The sequence below is a fragment of the Roseateles asaccharophilus genome (genome assembly GCF_004362405.1).
Taxonomy (GTDB): Bacteria; Pseudomonadota; Gammaproteobacteria; order Burkholderiales; family Burkholderiaceae_C; genus Kinneretia; species Kinneretia asaccharophila.
Genome location: NZ_SNXE01000001.1, coordinates 870,870 through 888,213 on the forward strand (window position 1 = coordinate 870,870; position 17,344 = coordinate 888,213).

Here is a 17,344-nt window from a genome sequence, read left to right on the forward strand (position 1 = left end):
TCAGTCACCGATACGGATCGGGAGGAGAAAAATGAGAACGAGTTTGGTCCATTTGTTCGCACGGCTGTCCGGCAGCATGCGCCCTTGGAGCAAGTTGCTGCTGTGTGGCGTTGTGACTGCGATGCTGGTGCTGGCGGGGCCGGCAACAGCCGGGCAGGCGCCCGGCGTCAGTTGCATCGCCAGCGCCCAGAACCGAAGTACGCCGCTCACCGCCAGTGGCGACTACGTGCTTGAGAATCTGCCCGGCAGCGGGATCGCCCCTTTCGGTGTTGGCGCCAGTGGCCAGCCATTCCGCGTGCGCGTGACCTGCGATGACGGCACGGTCGGCGAAACCCCCTTGACCTTCCCGGCCTTCGAACAACAGCTGATCACCCCCGACCCCATCGTCTGGGGATTGAAGACGCCGGTTCCCAGCTCACTTCGTCTTGAATTCTCGAAAAGCGTGATCGGCCCGGATGCGCAGCTTCGCGGCTCGACCACGGCCCGCTACCCGGACGGCAGCGAGAAGAGCGTGACGGCGCGCGCCAGCGGCACGGGCTATCGTTCCTCGGCCCCCGGTTTCGTCGGCGTTGATGAAGAGGGCAAGGTCTTCCTGCAGGGCAACTCATTCCAGACCTTCGCTGCCATGATGCCCATTCCGGCATTCGTGACCATCACGGCCGAGAACGATGGCGTCAGCACCAGCCGCATGCTCAAGCTGGTCGGCCCGGCGCAGCTGAACGGCCGCGTGACTCAGGCCGATGGCAGCTCTGCGGGCAATCTTGAAGTTCGCCTGAGCATCCCGGGCCATGAAGACAAGCTGGTTCGAACCGAGGCTTCAGGAAACTATCGTTTCACCGATTTGCCTTTCCTCGCCTCCCGTTCGGGGCAGGTGACGGTGGTCGATCGGGTCAAGCGGCGCGCCGCCAGTTCGGCGTTCTATTTCGATCACCAGGGCGGCGTAGCGCCTGAGAAGCTCCAGTTGCAGCTCAATGGGGGGGGACTGGCTTGGTGCGCGTCCGGGTTGTGGATGCGGCCGGTGCTGCTCAACCCGGTGTCGAGGTCGGCGTCAGCGATGCCTATGCGCGCGCTGTAGAGGGCGGTTCACTGCCGTTGCAGCGCACCGATTCGAATGGCGACGCCTTCTTCGACCAGGTCAACGCCGGTCAGGTCTCGGTGCTGAGCGGTAGCGCAGGCTATGTCGCTGAGCCGGGCGTTGCTTATCTCAGCGCCGGCTCCGTCCTGCCCTTTGTTCTGCGTGGCGGTGGAGCCAGCCCGGCCCTGGCGGCAGCCCTGGTCGGCGACGTGCAGCAACGACCGAACCGCGCTCCCGCTGTTGGTGTCAGCGTGGAGCTGATGCGCGACGGCACGGGCGCGCCTTTGCGCCAAATTGTTGATGGAAGCGGCAGCTACGCCTTCCGCGGCCTGGCAGCCAACAGCTCATACCGGCTCCTGCTCAAGCTTGGGACCGAGCTCGTGCGCGAGACCTGGATCCAAACCGCGGGCCCTGGTGGCGAGCGCCGGCAGGACTTCCTGCTCGACCCGCAACTGGGCATGCTCGGACAGGTCTTCGCCAAGGACGGCGTGACGGCGGTCGCCGGCGCCACGCTGCAACTCAGCTGGTACAACGAGGGCTTGCGGACCTGGATCATTGCGGCCACGGGCAGCAGTCGCGCGGACGGCGCCTTCGGCTGGCGCTATCTGGGGGCACGAGCCTACCGTCTGGAGGCGGTGACCAGCGACGGCGCCAGCGGGCGGATCGATGTCGACCTGAGTGCTGCTGCACCTGGAACCCTGCAGAACGTCCGAATCCAGCTCAACGACAAGATCGTCCAAACCCGTCTCGGCCTGCGCGCCGCGGTGATGGGTGCAGCCAACTACGGCGCACTCGATGCCCAGCTCTTTGTCAAGAACTCGGTCTGCCCCTCGGCTTGTGCCGTCGGTCTGCTGCGTTCCACCGGCGACCGTTTCGAGACCGATTTGCTGCCGCAGGGAAGCAATGAATTCGAGCTGCGCTGGAAGGGACGCGTCCAAGCCTTCACCATTGAGGTGAACAGCGCGAGCGACGGTCAGACGCTGGAGCGGCTGGTCGACTTCCCCGCCGAAGCCAGCGGGACTCAGCGCATCACGCAGCAGCGCTCGCTGTTCTCCTTTGAGGCCACAGCCGGTGAAGCCATCGATGCGACCGTGCTGGGCTTGGCGGTCGACAGCTCGCCCGCTGCGCGCGCGGTCAAGCTGGAGCTGTACGGACCTGACGGTGCCAAGCTGGGTGAAGGCCGAGGCTTTGATCCAGCCCGCAACCCAGCGCCTGCGGCGCAAGCTTTGCGCGGTCTTTACGCGCAGTCCAGCGGTCGCCACACCTTGATCGTGTCGCCGTTGACGCCTGAGGCTGTCAATCTGGGAAGTTACGGCATGTTGGTCACCGTGGCGGGTCGCGCCACCCTGGCGCAAGCTTGGACGGCCGTAGCGCCGGCCCGTTTTGGGGCCCAGGCCGCCGGTCGTGTCTTCCAGCGCAATGGTGCGCCCGCAGCGGGCCGGCCCGTGTTGGTGCGCGCCGGCGTGGCAGACCAGATCCAGCTGGTCGAACAGATCGTGGCCGATGTGGACGGCAACTTTGAGCACCAGAACTTGCCGCTCGGACCTGTGCAGCTAAGCGTTCATGACGAAGCCGGGCTGACCCTGGTCAAAGCGCAAGGTAGTTTGGATGCCGACGGCGAGCGGTTGCTTCGTGATCTGCAGCTGTCTGCCCGCACGACGTTGGCCTTGAATCTGCGTCTGTCCGACGCCTTGCTGAGCGATGGACCCATCGGCACGGTGCCGCTGGAACTTGTTGACGAACTGAATCAGCGGCGTGTTGATCTTGTGTTCGAACCCGTAGCAGTGACTGCGGCCGTCGAGACGACAGTCATTGGCGACCGGGGCACGGTCAAGCTCGTCCACCCACGCAATGCCCGTATCGTGGCGGCACGTGAGATTGTCGGCGACGACGGCGCTCGCATCCAGCTGGACTTGGCACTGCCGACTAGCGGTGTTACCCGACATTGCAGCAGTACCAAACGACGGCCGCTCAATGGCGACACCTGGGATTGGGGTCCGTCCTGCCGCAGCTGTTCGGCTTTACTGACGGTGGCCGCTTGAAAGCCCATGCCATCGGGGCCAAGTCCAACCAGACCGGTTTGGCTCAGTTTCACAACAACTTGCGCAAAGAATCGGGAGTGCGTCCTTGATGAAGAGGTTGACGACAGTGCTGCTCGCAGCCTGGTTTGCCGGTGCGGCCCATGCGCAAAGCGCTGCGGAACAAGCCCGGGCTCGGCTGGCGCGGGCGGAGGTGCCCATTGCTGCGATGAGCCTGGTGCAGTACGCGGCGCAGGGTGAAGTCCGCACGGTCGGATCCCTTTTGGCGACCGGTCTCGCACCGTCGGCGCGAGAACCTCTGCGCAAGACCACGGCCCTGCACAGCGCCGCTGCCCTGGGTCAGCTGCAGATGGTCGATCTGCTCTTGAGTCATCAGGCCGAGGTCAATGCGCAGGACTGGCGCGGGCTGACGCCGCTCATCAACGCTGTTCATGGCGGGCAGAGCCGCCGACACTCGCCTGGACTCGCATCCAGCTTGACATGTTCGTCAAGCACAAGATGATGCCGACCCGAGGGGCACGTGGACTCGCGTTGATGCATGTGGCCATGCATGACGCTCAGGCACTGGCCTTGGCGCGCGGGCAGGACAGCCGGCTGGCGCTTTCGATGGCGGCGGCCCAGGTCTTGGGCTATCTGTTTGCGGCCGAAGAACGGGCTTTTGACCGGCTCGGCTTCGCAATCGCCGCAAAGTTGTCGGGTCAGGCCCTGGGCGAACTCAACGATGCCGACCGGCAAGCCATGCTGCTCGGTTATCAAGTCGGACGCACCGTGGTGCAATATGCCGAGCAGGACGGCGCCCAGCGTGGCTGGAATGGCTTGCGGCTCCAGTATTACGGGGAGCAGCGCTACTACGGCCCTGGCGCCTGGGAACCGACGCCGCCCTACTTTTACTACCCCCCCGATGAGCCGTTTGCGCCTGGCTGGACGCCCTGGATGCTCTCATCCAATGCCGAGTTTCGCCCGGTACCACCGGCCTATGGCTCGCCGCGCTATCTGCAGGATCTGAAAGAGGTCCAGGAGGTCGCGCGTAGCTTGTCACCCGCCCAGCTTGAGATTGCGAAGTTCTGGGTGGATGGGCATGGCTCCGTGACGCCGCCCGGGCACTGGAACCAGATCGCTCTGGAAGAGGTCAAACGGGTCGGCTTGGGTGCGGCCGCGACGGCGCGGCTGTTTGCTCAGCTCAACGTGGCCTTGGCCGACACTTTTCTGGCGGTCTGGGATTGCAAATACCACTACTGGACGGCGCGGCCGGTCACGGTGGCAGCCCCTTTGACCGGACAGCCGCTCAAACCTGCGCTGCTCACGCCGCCCTTTCCCTCGTATGTTTCCGGCCATGCCGCGTTCAGCGGCGCTGCGGCGCGCATCCTGGGACGGACCATCCCGGCACGAGCGGCGGCGCTCGATGCCATGGCCGAGGAGGCAGCGCTGTCGCGCCTGCTCGCGGGCATCCATTTCCGCCACGACAACGAAGATGGGCTGAAGCTCGGCCGCCAGGTCGCCGACAAGGTTCTCGCCTCGCCGGCCTGGGGCGCGTCGCCGTAAGCCCCACCTCAGGGTACTGCACGACGAGCACCACCAGGAAGACCAAAGCCGAATTCTTGAAATGGCTGGTCGGTCATCGCCTGATATGGATCCTGGTGTTCGAATTCCCGGCATGGCTCGCCTTGAGCACGCCCTGGGCCGCAGTCAGCTTCTACCTTGAGGCGGGGCCGCGCCATGGCCAGGCCCTTGCCCATGGCATAGCGTTGGAGCCGGTCCAACTGAGCGGGCGGTATATGGGGCCGTATGAGCAGCTCAATCCCGCACCTTGGATCGATCTGTCCTTCATCGATGAGTGCGGCCGGGAACGACGCTGCCGTGCGAGCGGGCAGTTGGTGGCGCTGGGCGGGTTTGTCTGCCCAGACATTGAACTGGTGCGCGCGGCGCTGCAGCAGCTGCTGCCCGCGATGCCGGCGCAGTTGTCGGTCTACCAGGCTGACGGTCCGCTGCGCTGCGCCAGCGTGGGGGTATGAGACGCCCGGATTGAGGGTTTTTCGCCACAGCCACCAGACCAGTCCCCATCCTGGTGCCCCGCGCACCCGAGAGCCCTCTCTACGCACCGCTATCGAATCCCCTGATGCTGGTGTTTACCAGCATCAGGGAGAATCCGGGCCGCAAATGGAGACCTATTGATGGAGAAGATCTGGCTGAAGAACTACCCCGCTGGCGTGCCGGCGGACATCAACGCGGAGTTGTACCCCTCGTTGGTGGCCCTGATGGAGGGGGCGTTCAAGAAGTACCCGCAGCAGCCCGCCTACAAGATGCTGGGCCGCTCCATCACGTTTGCGCAAATCGATGAAGCCTCCCGTGCCCTGGCCGCCTATTTCCAGAGCCTGGGCCTGGAGCGCGGTGACCGCGTAGCCATCATGATGCCCAATGTGATGCAGTACCCGGTGGCCGTGGCCGCCGTGCTGCGCGCCGGCCTGGTGGTGGTGAACGTCAACCCGCTCTACACCCCGCGCGAGCTTGAGCACCAGCTCAAGGACGCCGGCGCCAAGGCCATCGTCATCCTGGAGAACTTTGCCGCCACCCTGCAGCAGTGCATCGCCAACACCCCGGTCAAGCATGTGCTGCTGGCCTCTATGGGCGAGATGCTGGGCTTCCCCAAGGGCCTGATCGTCAACTATGTGGTGCGCAAGGTGAAGAAGCTGGTGCCGGCCTTCGAGCTGCCCGGCGCCGTGCGCTTCAACGAGGCCGTGGCCCGGGGCCGCGGCCTGAGCTACACCGCGCCCAAGGTGGGCCCGGGCGATGTGGCCGTGCTGCAGTACACCGGCGGCACCACCGGTGTGTCCAAGGGCGCCGTGCTGCTGCACCGCAATCTGGTGGCCAACACCCTGCAGGCCGAGGCCTGGTACCAGCCGGCCCTCAAGAAGGTGCCCCAGGGCGAGCAGCTGATGAGCGTCTGCGCCCTGCCGCTGTATCACATCTTCGGCTTCACCACGAACATGATGCTGTCCATGCATGTGGGCGGCTGCAATATCCTGATCCCCAATCCGCGTGATCTGCCCGCGGTGTTCAAGGAGCTGTCCAAGCACCGCTTCCACAGCCTGCCGGCGGTCAACACCCTGTTCCTGGCCATGGCCAACCATCCGCAGTTCAGCACGGTGGACTGGAGCGGCCTGGTGATCTCGGTGGGCGGCGGCATGGCGGTGCAGCAGGCCACGGCCAAGCTCTGGCTGGAGAAGACCGGCTGCCCCATCGTGGAAGGCTATGGCCTCTCCGAGACCTCGCCCGTGGCCAGCTGCAACCCCACCGACAGCACGGCCTACACCGGCTCCATCGGCCTGCCCATGCCCAGCACCGAGCTCTGCCTGCTGGACGACGAGGGCAAGGAAGTGGGCATTGGCGGCACCGGCGAGATCGCCATCCGTGGGCCCCAGGTCATGGCCGGCTACTGGCAGCGTCCGGACGAGACCGCCAAGGTCATGACGGCCGACGGCTACTTCCGCACCGGTGACATCGGCATGGTGGACGAGCGCGGCTTCTTCCGCATCGTGGACCGCAAGAAGGACATGATCCTGGTCAGCGGCTTCAATGTGTACCCCAACGAGGTCGAGGACGTGATCACCCAGATGCCCGGCGTGCTGGAAGCCGCGGCCGTGGGTGTGCCCGATGCCAAGGCGGGCGAAGCGGTCAAGCTGGTCATCGTCAAGAAGGATCCGGCGATCGACGAGGACCAGGTGCGGGCCTTCTGCGAGGCCAATCTGACCGGCTACAAGCGCCCCAAGATCGTCGAGTTCCGCACCGAGCTGCCCAAGACGCCCGTAGGCAAGATCCTGCGGCGTGAACTCCGCGACAAAAAATAAGACTCTGGCGCCGCGCGCTCGCCCCAGCGGAGACCGCGCGCGCTAGATTCCAGCCGGCAGCCACCCGGAGGAGACACAGGCATGCTGGATCAGAACTATTCCAAGACCGAGGCGGGACGCGAAGAAATCAAGTCGCGCAGCCTCCCGCTATCGCGCAGCGCGCGCAATCTGCTGCTGGTGATGGATGCCAGCAAGCCGGCCCGCCAGTGGCTGGCCCTGGTGCAGGGCGTGGGCGAGCAGGACCTTGCCCTGCTGCTCGAGAAGGGCCTGGTCGCCGCCCAGGCCGGCGGCGTGCGGGCCACCGCGCGCGCGCCCGAGCCCGCCGCCGAGCTTCCCGCTCCCAAGGCCGAGGCGCCCAACCCTCCCGCCGGGGCGGATGTGGCCCGGCTCTACAGCGAGCTCTATGCCTACCTCACCGCCCAGGCCCCGCGCCAGCTGGGCTTGATGAAGGGCTATGTGTTCACCCTGGAGCTGGAGCAGTGCCAGGACTTGCCGGCCTTGCGCAAGCTGGCCGCCGACCTGCTCGTGCGTGTGCAGCAGGCCAAGGGGCCTGCCGCTGCCCAGGAACTGCGGGAAGGGATGGTCGCCTGGCTGGACTGAGCCAGGGGCGCCGGCAGGGCGCACAATGCGCAGCTATCGCGCCTCGTGGCCGCCAGGCCCGGGCGCGGACCCCACCGTCCTGACCGCATCTTGTCCATGCCTGCGCGCCTTTTCGTCGATGAGCCGCTCGCCAGCGCGAGCCCCGAATTCACCCTGCCCGCCGCCGCCGCCCGCCATGTGCAGGTGCTGCGCCTGCAGCCGGGCAGCCCTTTGCTGCTGTTCGATGGCTCGGGGCTGCAGTGGCAGGCCGAGGTGCTGGCCATGCGCGGGCGCAGCGAGGTCCAGGTGCGTCTGCTGGGCAGCGAGCGCCCCGCGCGCGAGCTGGCCCAGGCCGTGACCCTGGCCGTGGTCATGCCCGCTAATGACCGCATGGACGGCCTGGTCGAGAAGGCCACCGAGCTGGGTGTCGCGCGCATCCAGCCCCTGATGAGCGAGCGCTCGGTGCTGCGCCTGGCCGGCGAACGCGCCGAGAAGAAGGTGGCGCATTGGCGCGGCGTGGCCATTGCGGCCTGTGAGCAGAGCGGGCGCTGCGTGCTGCCCGAGATTGCGCCGGTGCAGAGCCTGGGCGCCTGGCTGCAGGGCCTGGGCCCGCAAGAGGCACAGCCGCCGCAGCGCCGCTGGCTGCTCAGCCCGACGGCCGCGCGCCCGATTGCGGAGCGTGCCGGCGTGGCGGGGGGCGATGTCCTGGTGCTCAGCGGGCCCGAGGGCGGCCTGAGTCCGGCCGAGGAGGCCGCGGCCCGCGCCCAGGGCTTCGAGGCCCTGCTGCTGGGGCCGCGCATCCTGCGCGCCGATACCGCACCGCTGGCGGTGCTGGGCTGGCTGTCGCTGCAGGAGCTGAGCGCGCAGCCCTGAGCGGGTTCAGCGCTCCGTGGCGTCCTCGCCGCGCTGCTTGCGCGCGGAGCCGGCGACCAGGTCGAAGCGGAACATGCGGCATTCGATGGGGCCGTTCCACATCGGGATGCGGCGCGATTCCTTGAGCCGCATCTTGCTCGGCAGCTTCATGTCCGGGCACAGCAGCCAGGCGGTCCAGCCGGCGTTGTGCTGGGTGTAGGCGCGCTTCCAGTGCGCGGCCAGGCGCGGGAAGAAGTCGTCCCCGCCGTCGCGCGCCTCGGAGCCGCCGGCATCGCGCACCGCCGCAGCCTTGCCGCGCACCTCGATGCGCTCGCCATAGGGCGGGTTCATCAGGATGCTGCCGGGCATGCCCTCGGGCAGTTTGGGCGCGGGGCGCTCCAGGGCGTCACCACCGTTGAACTGGATGTACTGGGCCACGCCGGCCCGCTCGGCATTGCGGCGCGCGAAGTCCACCATGCGGAAGGCCACGTCGCTGGCGTAGATGGGCACGGCCGGGGCGTGGATGCGGGCCCGCGCCTCCTGCTTGATCTGGGCCCAGCGCTCTCGCAGGGGCTGGAAGGGCAGTTGGCGCTCGAAGGCAAAGCGGCGCGAGAGCCCGGGCGCGATGCCGCAGGCGATCTGCGCGGCTTCCACCGCGATGGTGCCGGAGCCGCAGCAGGGGTCCTGCAGGGCGCCGCCGGTCTCGGGCGTGCCCTTCCAGCCGGCGGCGGCCAGCATGGCGGCGGCCAGGGTTTCCTTGAGCGGGGCGTCGCCCTTGTCCTCGCGCCAGCCGCGCTTGAACAGGGGCTCGCCCGAGGTGTCGATATACAGGGCCGCGCGCTCGGCGCCCAGGTGCAGCACCACGGGCAGGTCAGGGGCGCGGGTGTCCACGCTGGGGCGCTCGCCCTGGGACTCACGCAGCTGGTCGCAGATGGCGTCCTTGATGCGCAGGGTGGCGAAGTTCAGGCTCTTGAGCGGCGAGCGATGGGCCGTGGTGTCCACGCGCAGGGTGTGCTGGGGCGTGATCCAGCGCTCCCAGTCTACGCGGCGGGCCAGGGCGTAGAGATCGTCCTCGTGGCGGTAGCCGCCCTCGATCACCTCAACCAGCACGCGCTGGGCCAGGCGGCTTTCGAGATTGAGCTTCATCACGCCCTCGGCATCGCTGTGCACCGAGACCCCGCCACGCAGCGCCTCCACGCCGGCGCGCGGCAGGATGGACTTGATCTCGGCCTCCAGCCAGGGCTCGACACCGGCGGGGCAGGAGGCAAAGAGATACAGGGTTTCGGGGCGGGCCATGGGCGGGAGGGGGACAGCGGGAAAGCCGCTATTGTCCCCGACGCGCGCCGGCTGCGGTTTCAGAGGCTCTTGCGCAGATTGGCCGGCGCGATCTTGAGCGCCTCGCGGTACTTGGCCACGGTGCGGCGCGCCACCTGGATGCCCTGCTCCTCCAGCATGCTGGCCAGGGCATTGTCCGAGAGCGGTTTGGCCGGGTCTTCGGCGGCCACGAACTGCTTGATCAGTGCGCGCACCGCGGTGCTGGAGGCATTGCCGCCGGCCTCGGTGGACAGGCCCGAGCCGAAGAAGTACTTGAGCTCGAAGGTGCCGAAGCGCGTGGCCATGTATTTGGCATTGGTCACGCGCGAGATGGTGGACTCGTGCAGGCCCAGCTCGTCGGCTATTTCTCGGAGCACCAGGGGCTTCATGGCCAGCTCGCCGTGGGTGAAGAAGCCTTTTTGCCGCTCCACGATGGCCTGCGACACGCGCAGTATGGTGTCGAAGCGCTGCTGGATGTTCTTGATGAACCAGCGCGCCTCCTGCAGCTGGGCACCCAGGGGCGTGTTGCTCACGCCGCCGCGCTGGGCTCGCAGGGCCTGGGCATAGAGCTCGTTGATGCGCAGCTTGGGCGCCACCTCGGGGTTGAGCATGACGCGAAACTCGCGCCCCACCTTCTGCACGATCACGTCCGGCACCACGGCCTGGGCCTGGCTGCGCGCAAAGGGGCGGCCGGGCTTGGGTTCCAGGCCCGTGATCAGGGCCTGGGCCTCGCGCAGCAGGGGCTCGTCGGCCCCGGTGAGCGACATCAGGCGCCGTGCATCGCGTTTGGCCAGCAGCTCCAGATGCTGCTTGCAGATCAGGATGGCCACCGCCTGGGCGGTGCTGCGCGGCTTGGTACGCAGCTGCAGCACCAGGCATTCGGCCAGATCGCGTGCGCCCACGCCGGCGGGCTCCATGCTCTGCAGCCATTTGAGGGCACAGCGCAGGCGGTCCTGCAGCTCTTCCAGGTCCTCGGCCGCGGCATCTTCGCCGGCCAGGGACTGGGCGATCTCGTCCAGGCTGTCTTCCAGGTAGCCGTCCTCGTTGAGCGACTCGATCAGCACCTGCAGCGCGGCCCTATCCTCGGGGCCCAGCATCATGCCGGCCATCTGCTGGTAGAGATGCTCCTGCAGGCTGATGCCGGACGCCTCCTGTTCGGGGCGCTCGCCATCCTCATCGCCCGCGCTGCCGCTGCCGGCACTGCTGCCGGGCAGCTCGCGAATGCCGTCGAAGTCGTCGCCCTCGGTGCCGTTCTCCCAGTCTTCGCGCTCGGTGGTGCCGAAGTCTTCCGCGCGCATTTCCTCGGCCGGGGCTTCGGCCTCGCCGCCGCCGCTTTCCGACGCGGCGGCCTCCGCCTCCTGGCTGCGGCTGGGGTTCAGCTCGGGGGCGCTCACTTCCATGGCGCTGCTGTGGCCGAACTCCTCCTCGGTTTCGAGCAGGGGATTGCTGGCCAGCATCTGCTCGACCTCCTGGTTCAGCTCCAGGGTCGAGAGCTGCAGCAGGCGTATGGATTGCTGCAGCTGGGGCGTGAGCGCCAGATGCTGGCTGAGGCGAACCTGCAGGGAGGGCTTCATGCGGCTCGCCGTCCCTTACATCCGGAAGTGTTCGCCCAGATAGACCTTGCGCACGTCGGCGTTCTCAACGATTTCCTGCGGTGTGCCTTCGGCCAGCACCGTGCCCTCGCTGATGATGTAGGCGCGGTCGCAGATGCCCAGGGTCTCGCGCACATTGTGGTCGGTGATCAGCACGCCGATGCCACGCTGCTTGAGGAAACGGATGATGCGCTGGATCTCCAGCACGGCGATGGGATCCACGCCGGCGAAGGGCTCGTCCAGCAGGATGAAGCGCGGCTGGGTGGCCAGGGCGCGCGCGATCTCCACGCGACGGCGCTCACCGCCGGACAGGGCCGGCGCGGGGCTGTCGCGCAGCTTCTCGATGGAGAGCTCGGCCAGCAGGCTGTTGAGCGCCTCATCGATGCGGGTCTTGGGCCAGGGGCGGCCGCGTTCGTCCAGCTGCAGCTCCAGCACGGCGCGGATGTTTTCCTCCACGCTGAGCTTGCGGAAGATGGAGGCCTCCTGCGGCAGGTAGGACAGGCCCAGACGCGAGCGCTGGTGGATGGGCAGGCGCTGCACCGGCTGACCGTCGATGCGGATCTCGCCGGCATCGGCGCGCACCAGACCCACGATCATATAGAAGCTGGTGGTCTTGCCCGCGCCATTGGGGCCCAGCAGGCCCACGACCTCGCCGCTATGCACATCAAGGTGGACGTTTTTCACCACCTTGCGCACGCCATAGGTCTTCTGCAGGCCCTCGGCCTCCAGTCGGCTGGGCGCTGCCTGGGCTTCGACGGAACTCATGAGGGCTGGCGCGGGCGCAGATTGAGGCTGGGCTGCAGGGGGAGGGCCGGCTCGGAAGCGGTCGGGCCGGGCGCCGAGGCCGCGCGCGGCATCATCACCACACGGCCGCGACCGGCGGGATGTGGCGAGGCCTGACCGCCCTCGATGCTGAAGACCTCGGAGCGGTTGTCGTAATGGATGATCGCCCCTGCCACCTCGTCGGCCACGGTGCTGCCGCGCAGACGGCGCAGCACCGCATTGCCGATGAAGCGCATGGTGTCGGAGCGGGTGTCGTACTCGACCTGGTCGGCCCAGCCTTCGATGAACTCGCCGGGCACGTCGCGCGCCTGGCGGAAGCGTACCGGCTTGCCCGTGGCGCCGTTGGCATAGGCCTGCTTGTAGCCATCGGCGGTCTCGCGCACGTCCATATGTTCGGCGCGCAGCTGCATGCTGCCCTTGGTCAAGACCACATTGCCGCTGAACTCGGTGCGCTGCTTGACCAGATCGACGCCGCCGCGGTCGTAGTCGATATTGATGGGCTTGTCGCGATCGGCCCGTTCGGCCATCGCCGCCCCGACGCTGAGCAGCAGGGCCAGCGCGGGCAGCAGGAGATGGCGGCGGAGCAAGGGGGGCGAGAATGGCGACAAGGTCATAAAGGCATGTTTCTTGCAGACCATTCTAGCCCCGGCGGGGGAGTGTGCGATCCCCGGGGTCAGGCCTTGCCGCTACGCAGGCGTTCGATCAGGAAATTGGTCGTCTGCAGGGCACGCTGGCCCGACTCCAGCTCGCTCATGCGCTGGCCACCCGTGGCCATGGCGGGCGAGGTCAGGAAGCGGCCACCGATGCCGATGGCGGGCACGCCGTCGATGCGGTAGGCCTCGCTGAGCTTCTCGGCCTGCTGGCACTTGGTCTGCACACCGAAGGAGTTGTAGGCCTGCTCGAACTTGGCGGCCTCGATGCCGAAGGGCGCCACCAGCTCGGCCATGGCCTTGACGCTGTCCAGGGGCTTGCCTTCCAGGTGCAGGGCCGCGAACACGCGGGCGCGGGCTTCCTTCTCCTTGCCCAGGGCCTCCAGGGCGTAGAACAGGCGCTGGTGCTGGCGCACACGGGCGTTGAAGGCCACATGCACATGGCGGAAGCTTACATCGGCGGGCAGCTTGGCCGCCCAGTCGGCCAGGGCCGGCTCGAAGGTGTTGCAGTGCGGGCAGCCGTACCAGAAGAACTCCACCACCTCGATCTTGCCCGGCGTGCCCGGCAGGGGCTGGGCCAGGCGCTGGTAGTGGCGGCCCTCGACCGGACCGCCCTGTGCCAGGCTCAGGCCGGGCAGGCTCAGGGCCAGGGTACCGAGGCCCAGCTGGGCCGAAAACTCACGACGCTTCATTCCGAATTCCTCTGCGCGTTGAAAACTGCGGCTGCATCCTAAGGCCTTCGCCTTAGCGTTGCACGCGCACCAGATTGGCTTCCATGCCGCCGGATTCGAGCTTGCGCTGCAGGCCCTCGGCCTCATCGCGGCTGTCCAACGGCCCCAGACGCACGCGATAGACGGTACGGCCGGATTGCTCGCGCTCGTAAATCTTGGCGCTGAAGCCTTGCATGGCCAGCTTGGCACGCTGTCCCTCGGCGTCTTCGCTGCGGGTGTAGGCGCCCGCTTGGACGAAGTAGACATAGGGGTCGCCGCCTGCTGCGGCCGTGCCTGTGGGCGCAGGGGCGCTGGCGGCCGGCTTGGCGGCCGGCACGTTGGCGCTTGGCGCAGAGGCCGGCTTGGCAGCAGGTGCCGAGGCCGCAGCCGGTGCTTGTGCGGTGGCCGCGGGCACCGGCTCGGGGCTGGCGCCGCCCACCACGCCGCTGGCGGCCTTGGCGCTGGCCCGACCGCCCAAGGCCGCATTGGGATCCCAGTTGCGGTTGCGGGCGGCTTCCTCGGCGTCCTGCTCGGCGGTGCGCTGGGGCACCTTGTTCACAAAGGGAATGGGTACCTTGGTGACGTAGAGCGCCACGCCCAGGGCCAGGCCCAGACCCAGCAACAGGCCGACGATCAAACCGAGGACAAAGCCGCCCCGCTGGCTGGCCTGGGCCTTAGACATGCACGCTCCTCAAGCGGAAGGTTGGTCTTGCGTGGCGATGTCACGCGACATCGCCTCCGGCGCGCTCACGCCCAGCACGCCCAGCGCATTGCGCAGCACCTGGCGGGTGGCCGCCAGCAGCGCGATACGCGCCTGGGTCAGTGCGGGTGCCTGATCCAGCACGCGCTCGGCTGCATAGTAGCTGTGGAATGCCGCGGCCAGGTCACGCAGGTAGAAGGCGATGTCGTGCGGGGCCAGGCCTTCGGCCGCGGCGCTGAGCACGCGCGGGTAGTCGGCCAGCTTGAGCATCAGCGCGGCCTCGGTGGGCGCGCTCAGCAGGGACAGATCGGCGGCGGTCAGCGTGGCCTCGTCCCCGCCCCAGTTGCGGATGATGGAGCTGATGCGGGCGTGCGCATACTGCACATAGAACACCGGGTTCTCGTCGTTCTGCTTCAGGGCCAGGTCCACATCGAAGGTGAATTCGGTGTCGGCCTTGCGGCTGATCAGGAAGAAGCGCACCGCGTCACGGCTGGTCCAGTCGATCAGATCGCGCAGGGTCACATAGCTGCCGGCGCGCTTGGAGATCTTGACCTCCTCGCCGCCCTTCATCACCGTGACCATCTTGTGCAGCACATAGTCCGGGAAACCCTGCGGGATGCCCAGGTTCTGCGCCTGCAGGCCGCCGCGCACGCGGGCAATGGTGCCGTGGTGGTCGGTGCCCTGGATGTTGATGCACTTGGTGTAGCCGCGCTCGAACTTGTTGACGTGATAGGCCACGTCCGGCACGAAGTAGGTGTAGCCGCCGTCGGACTTGCGCATCACGCGGTCCTTGTCGTCCCCGTAGTCGGTGGACTTGAACCACAGCGCGCCGCCATCCTCATAGGTCTTGCCGCTGGCCACGATGCGCTCGACCGCCTTCTCCAGCTGGCCACCGGCGTAGACGCTGCTCTCGAGGAAGTAGTTGTCGAACTTGAGGCCGAAGGCCTGCAGGTCCAGGTCTTGCTCGTGGCGCAGATAGGCCACGGCGAACTGGCGGATGCCCTCCAGATCCTCGACGTCGCCGCTGGCGGTGAACTCTCGGTCATCGGCCTTGACGGTCTCCTTGCGCAGGAAGGCGTCGGCGATGTCCTGGATGTAGTCGCCGTTGTAGGCGGCCTCGGGCCAGTCGGCGTCGCCGGGCTTGACGCCCTTCAGACGCATCTGCGTGGAGTTGGCCAACGTGGCGATCTGCACGCCGGCGTCGTTGTAATAGAACTCGCGCGTGACCTGGGCGCCCTGGGTCTGGAACAGGCTGCAGATCGCGTCGCCCAGCGCTGCCTGGCGGGCATGGCCCACATGCAGGGGGCCGGTCGGGTTGGCCGAGACGAACTCCACCATCACATGGCGGCCATTGGCCGGCTGGTCGCCGAAGGCGGGGCCCGCGCTCAGCACCTCGGCCACCACGGCCTGCTTGGCGGCGGGCTTGAGGCGCAGATTGATGAAGCCGGGGCCGGCGATCTCCAGGGCCTCGACCCAGGTCTGGAAGGCGGGGCGGCGCTGCAGGGCCGCCACCAGGGCTTCGGCCAGCTCGCGCGGGTTCTTCTTCAGCGGGCGGGCCAGCTGCATGGCCACCGTGATGGCGTAGTCGCCATGGCTGGCCTGCTTGGGCGACTCGAAGGCGGGCGCCAGCGCGGCGCCGGGGCTGAGTTCTTGGATGGCCTCGCCCAGGGCGGCGAGCAAATCCTGCTTGGCTTGAATCATGGTTCGAATTCTACGGGCGGCGCATATGATGGCGCCCATGGTCATGGACAGCAGCAGCACGCTGAGCACAAGCGGCCCCGGCGGGGGAGACCTGCCCGCCTACATCGGCAAGTACCGCGTGGTACGCCGCCTGGGCGAGGGCGCGACCAGCGATGTCTTCCTGGCGCGCGACGACTTCCAGGGGCTGGAGGTGGCGGTCAAGCGCGTGCGGGCCTGGGCCCTGAGCGAGCATGGCGGCTCCGAGGGGCAGATCAGCCACCGCTTTTTCGCCGCCGAGGCCTCGCTGGCGGGGCGGCTCCAGCATCCAAACGTGGTGCAAATCCTGGACGCCGTGCCCGACCCGGACGCGCCCTACCTGGTCATGGAGTATGTGCAGGGGGTCACGCTCAAGAGCTTCTGCCGCAGCGACCGCCTCCTGCCCCTCGATCAGATCGTGGAGCTGGGCTTCAAGTGCGCCATGGCCCTGTCCTATGTCTACCGGCAGGGCCTGATCCACCGCGATGTGAAGCCGGCCAATCTGCTGGCGGTGCTGGATGCGCAGGGCCAGCTCACCGATGTGAAGGTCAGCGATTTCGGCAGTGCCCTGAATCTGCGCTCCGACGCCACCCAGGTGCATCGCGTGGGCTCCCTGTCCTATATGCCGCCCGAGCAGATCGAAGGCGGGGATGTGGACTGCCGCGCCGACATCTACTCCCTGGGCGCCGTGCTCTACCACCTGATAGCCGGCCGGCCGCCCTTTGATGCGCCCACCCAGATGGCGCTGATGCACCAGATCTACCACCAGGCGCCGGCATCCCTGATCGGGCAGCGGGGTGGCGTGACGCCGGAGCTGGATGCCGTGGTGCTCAAGGCCCTGGCCAAGCATCCGGGCGAGCGCTATCAGAACTGGGAGGACTTCGGCCGCGCCCTGTCCGAGCTGGTGGCGCGCCAGCTGGTCCCCCTGGCCCGGCTTTACGAGGTCAAGGACTCCGAGCGTTTCAATCTGCTGCGCGAGCTGGAGTTCTTCCATGACTTTGGCGATGTGGAGCTGTGGGAGGTGGTGCATCGCGCGCGCTGGCGCCGCTACCCCGTGGACCATGCGCTCTACAAAAAGGGCCAGGAGGGCAATAGCTTCCACATCATTGCCCAGGGCGAGGTGCAGGTCTTCCGCGACGGCACCTTGGTGGTGACCCTGGGCAAGGGCACCTCGGTGGGTGAGATGGCCTATCTGGCGCCCAATCCCGCCCTGCGTCGCCACAGCACCGACATCAAGGTGAGCGAGGTCTGCACCACCATCTCCTTCACGCCCGAGTCCCTGGGCCAGCTCAGCCCCGAGTGCCAGCACCGCTTCGACCGGGCCTTCATCCAGGTGCTGGTGCGGCGCCTGCATGCCGCCCACGAGGCCTTGGCGCATCCCCGGCGCATCATGTGATCGTTCGCCCGGGTCAACCGGCTTGAGCCCTGGGCGTTGCTGTGTTGGAATTCATGCGGCACCGTGCTGCATGGTGCCCACACTCATCAGGAA

16 protein-coding genes are annotated in these 17,344 nt (G+C 67.5%); 9 read left to right on the forward strand and 7 right to left on the reverse strand.

Features of this window, described 5'->3' with window-relative positions:
- Positions 1-43: 43 nt before the first annotated feature.
- The 8 genes from DFR39_RS03885 to DFR39_RS03920 all read left to right on the forward strand — a co-directional run bounded on the left by DFR39_RS03885 (position 44) and on the right by DFR39_RS03920 (position 8,411).
- On the forward strand, positions 44-1,075 hold the full coding sequence (locus DFR39_RS03885) for a hypothetical protein (protein ID WP_133602200.1): 1,032 nt from the start codon (positions 44-46) through the stop codon (positions 1,073-1,075).
- A complete protein-coding gene (locus DFR39_RS03890; protein WP_133602201.1) occupies positions 991-3,117 on the forward strand; it encodes a hypothetical protein in 2,127 nt (708 codons plus the stop codon). Before DFR39_RS03885 ends, DFR39_RS03890 begins: the two co-directional genes overlap by 85 nt.
- Before the next feature lie 88 nt (positions 3,118-3,205).
- Entirely contained in the window at positions 3,206-3,616 is a 411-nt protein-coding gene (locus DFR39_RS03895) for an ankyrin repeat domain-containing protein (RefSeq protein ID WP_246030693.1), read from the forward strand.
- Positions 3,595-4,656 (forward strand): vanadium-dependent haloperoxidase, encoded by a 1,062-nt coding sequence (locus DFR39_RS03900; RefSeq protein ID WP_133602203.1) that lies wholly within the window; start codon positions 3,595-3,597, stop codon positions 4,654-4,656. Before DFR39_RS03895 ends, DFR39_RS03900 begins: the two co-directional genes overlap by 22 nt.
- Before the next feature lie 56 nt (positions 4,657-4,712).
- Positions 4,713-5,126, forward strand: coding sequence for a hypothetical protein (locus DFR39_RS03905; protein ID WP_133602204.1), 414 nt, complete (start codon positions 4,713-4,715; stop codon positions 5,124-5,126).
- Between the two features lie 159 nt (positions 5,127-5,285).
- Positions 5,286-6,959 (forward strand): long-chain-fatty-acid--CoA ligase, encoded by a 1,674-nt coding sequence (locus tag DFR39_RS03910; protein ID WP_211343784.1) that lies wholly within the window; start codon positions 5,286-5,288, stop codon positions 6,957-6,959.
- Positions 6,960-7,040: 81 nt separating this feature from the next.
- Positions 7,041-7,559, forward strand: a complete 519-nt coding sequence (locus DFR39_RS03915) for a hypothetical protein (protein ID WP_133602206.1) — start codon at positions 7,041-7,043, stop codon at positions 7,557-7,559.
- A 96-nt stretch (positions 7,560-7,655) separates the two neighbouring features.
- On the forward strand, positions 7,656-8,411 hold the full coding sequence (locus DFR39_RS03920) for a 16S rRNA (uracil(1498)-N(3))-methyltransferase (protein ID WP_133602207.1): 756 nt from the start codon (positions 7,656-7,658) through the stop codon (positions 8,409-8,411).
- A 6-nt stretch (positions 8,412-8,417) separates the two neighbouring features.
- On the opposite strand, the gene DFR39_RS03925 is transcribed toward DFR39_RS03920, so the two are convergent.
- Genes DFR39_RS03925 through argS form a run of 7 tightly spaced genes read right to left on the reverse strand, consistent with a single transcriptional unit; the run spans position 8,418 to position 15,840 of the window.
- The gene (locus tag DFR39_RS03925) at positions 8,418-9,686 is read right to left on the reverse strand and encodes a THUMP domain-containing class I SAM-dependent RNA methyltransferase (protein WP_133602208.1); all 1,269 of its coding nucleotides are present in this window, start codon (positions 9,684-9,686) and stop codon (positions 8,418-8,420) included.
- A 59-nt stretch (positions 9,687-9,745) separates the two neighbouring features.
- Positions 9,746-11,278 carry an RNA polymerase factor sigma-54 gene (locus tag DFR39_RS03930; protein WP_133602209.1) on the reverse strand — a complete coding sequence of 511 codons (1,533 nt, stop codon included), beginning with the start codon at positions 11,276-11,278 and terminating at the stop codon, positions 9,746-9,748.
- A 15-nt stretch (positions 11,279-11,293) separates the two neighbouring features.
- A complete protein-coding gene (lptB, locus tag DFR39_RS03935; RefSeq protein ID WP_133602210.1) occupies positions 11,294-12,061 on the reverse strand; it encodes an LPS export ABC transporter ATP-binding protein in 768 nt (255 codons plus the stop codon).
- Positions 12,058-12,693 carry a lipopolysaccharide transport periplasmic protein LptA gene (gene lptA, locus DFR39_RS03940; protein WP_162849417.1) on the reverse strand — a complete coding sequence of 212 codons (636 nt, stop codon included), beginning with the start codon at positions 12,691-12,693 and terminating at the stop codon, positions 12,058-12,060. The genes lptB and lptA overlap by 4 nt, the downstream gene beginning before the upstream one ends.
- A 59-nt stretch (positions 12,694-12,752) precedes the next feature.
- Complete coding sequence (locus tag DFR39_RS03945) at positions 12,753-13,421, reverse strand: thiol:disulfide interchange protein DsbA/DsbL (protein WP_133602212.1); 669 nt, start codon at positions 13,419-13,421, stop codon at positions 12,753-12,755.
- Positions 13,422-13,473: 52 nt separating this feature from the next.
- On the reverse strand, positions 13,474-14,121 hold the full coding sequence (locus DFR39_RS03950) for an SPOR domain-containing protein (protein ID WP_133602213.1): 648 nt from the start codon (positions 14,119-14,121) through the stop codon (positions 13,474-13,476).
- Between the two features lie 9 nt (positions 14,122-14,130).
- Entirely contained in the window at positions 14,131-15,840 is a 1,710-nt protein-coding gene (gene argS / locus DFR39_RS03955; protein WP_133602214.1) for an arginine--tRNA ligase, read from the reverse strand.
- A gap of 37 nt (positions 15,841-15,877) precedes the next feature.
- Here argS and DFR39_RS03960 point away from each other — a divergent pair, with 37 nt between their 5' ends.
- Positions 15,878-17,251: a serine/threonine-protein kinase gene (locus DFR39_RS03960; RefSeq protein WP_342776698.1), complete on the forward strand. Its 1,374-nt coding sequence runs from the start codon at positions 15,878-15,880 to the stop codon at positions 17,249-17,251.
- The last annotated feature ends 93 nt before the right edge of the window (positions 17,252-17,344 follow it).

Excerpts from the sequence above, each read along its gene's own strand:
- lptA (WP_162849417.1), bottom strand. The coding sequence starts at position 12,693 with ATGACCTTGTCGCCATTCTCGCCCCCCTTGCTCCGCCGCCATCTCCTG.
- DFR39_RS03930 (WP_133602209.1), bottom strand. The coding sequence starts at position 11,278 with ATGAAGCCCTCCCTGCAGGTTCGCCTCAGCCAGCATCTGGCGCTCACG.
- argS (WP_133602214.1), bottom strand. The coding sequence starts at position 15,840 with ATGATTCAAGCCAAGCAGGATTTGCTCGCCGCCCTGGGCGAGGCCATC.
- DFR39_RS03960 (WP_342776698.1), top strand. The coding sequence starts at position 15,878 with ATGGTCATGGACAGCAGCAGCACGCTGAGCACAAGCGGCCCCGGCGGG.
- DFR39_RS03915 (WP_133602206.1), top strand. The coding sequence starts at position 7,041 with ATGCTGGATCAGAACTATTCCAAGACCGAGGCGGGACGCGAAGAAATC.
- DFR39_RS03950 (WP_133602213.1), bottom strand. The coding sequence starts at position 14,121 with ATGTCTAAGGCCCAGGCCAGCCAGCGGGGCGGCTTTGTCCTCGGTTTG.
- lptB (WP_133602210.1), bottom strand. The coding sequence starts at position 12,061 with ATGAGTTCCGTCGAAGCCCAGGCAGCGCCCAGCCGACTGGAGGCCGAG.
- DFR39_RS03910 (WP_211343784.1), top strand. The coding sequence starts at position 5,286 with ATGGAGAAGATCTGGCTGAAGAACTACCCCGCTGGCGTGCCGGCGGAC.
- DFR39_RS03925 (WP_133602208.1), bottom strand. The coding sequence starts at position 9,686 with ATGGCCCGCCCCGAAACCCTGTATCTCTTTGCCTCCTGCCCCGCCGGT.
- DFR39_RS03900 (WP_133602203.1), top strand. The coding sequence starts at position 3,595 with ATGTTCGTCAAGCACAAGATGATGCCGACCCGAGGGGCACGTGGACTC.
- DFR39_RS03920 (WP_133602207.1), top strand. The coding sequence starts at position 7,656 with ATGCCTGCGCGCCTTTTCGTCGATGAGCCGCTCGCCAGCGCGAGCCCC.
- DFR39_RS03945 (WP_133602212.1), bottom strand. The coding sequence starts at position 13,421 with ATGAAGCGTCGTGAGTTTTCGGCCCAGCTGGGCCTCGGTACCCTGGCC.
- DFR39_RS03895 (WP_246030693.1), top strand. The coding sequence starts at position 3,206 with ATGAAGAGGTTGACGACAGTGCTGCTCGCAGCCTGGTTTGCCGGTGCG.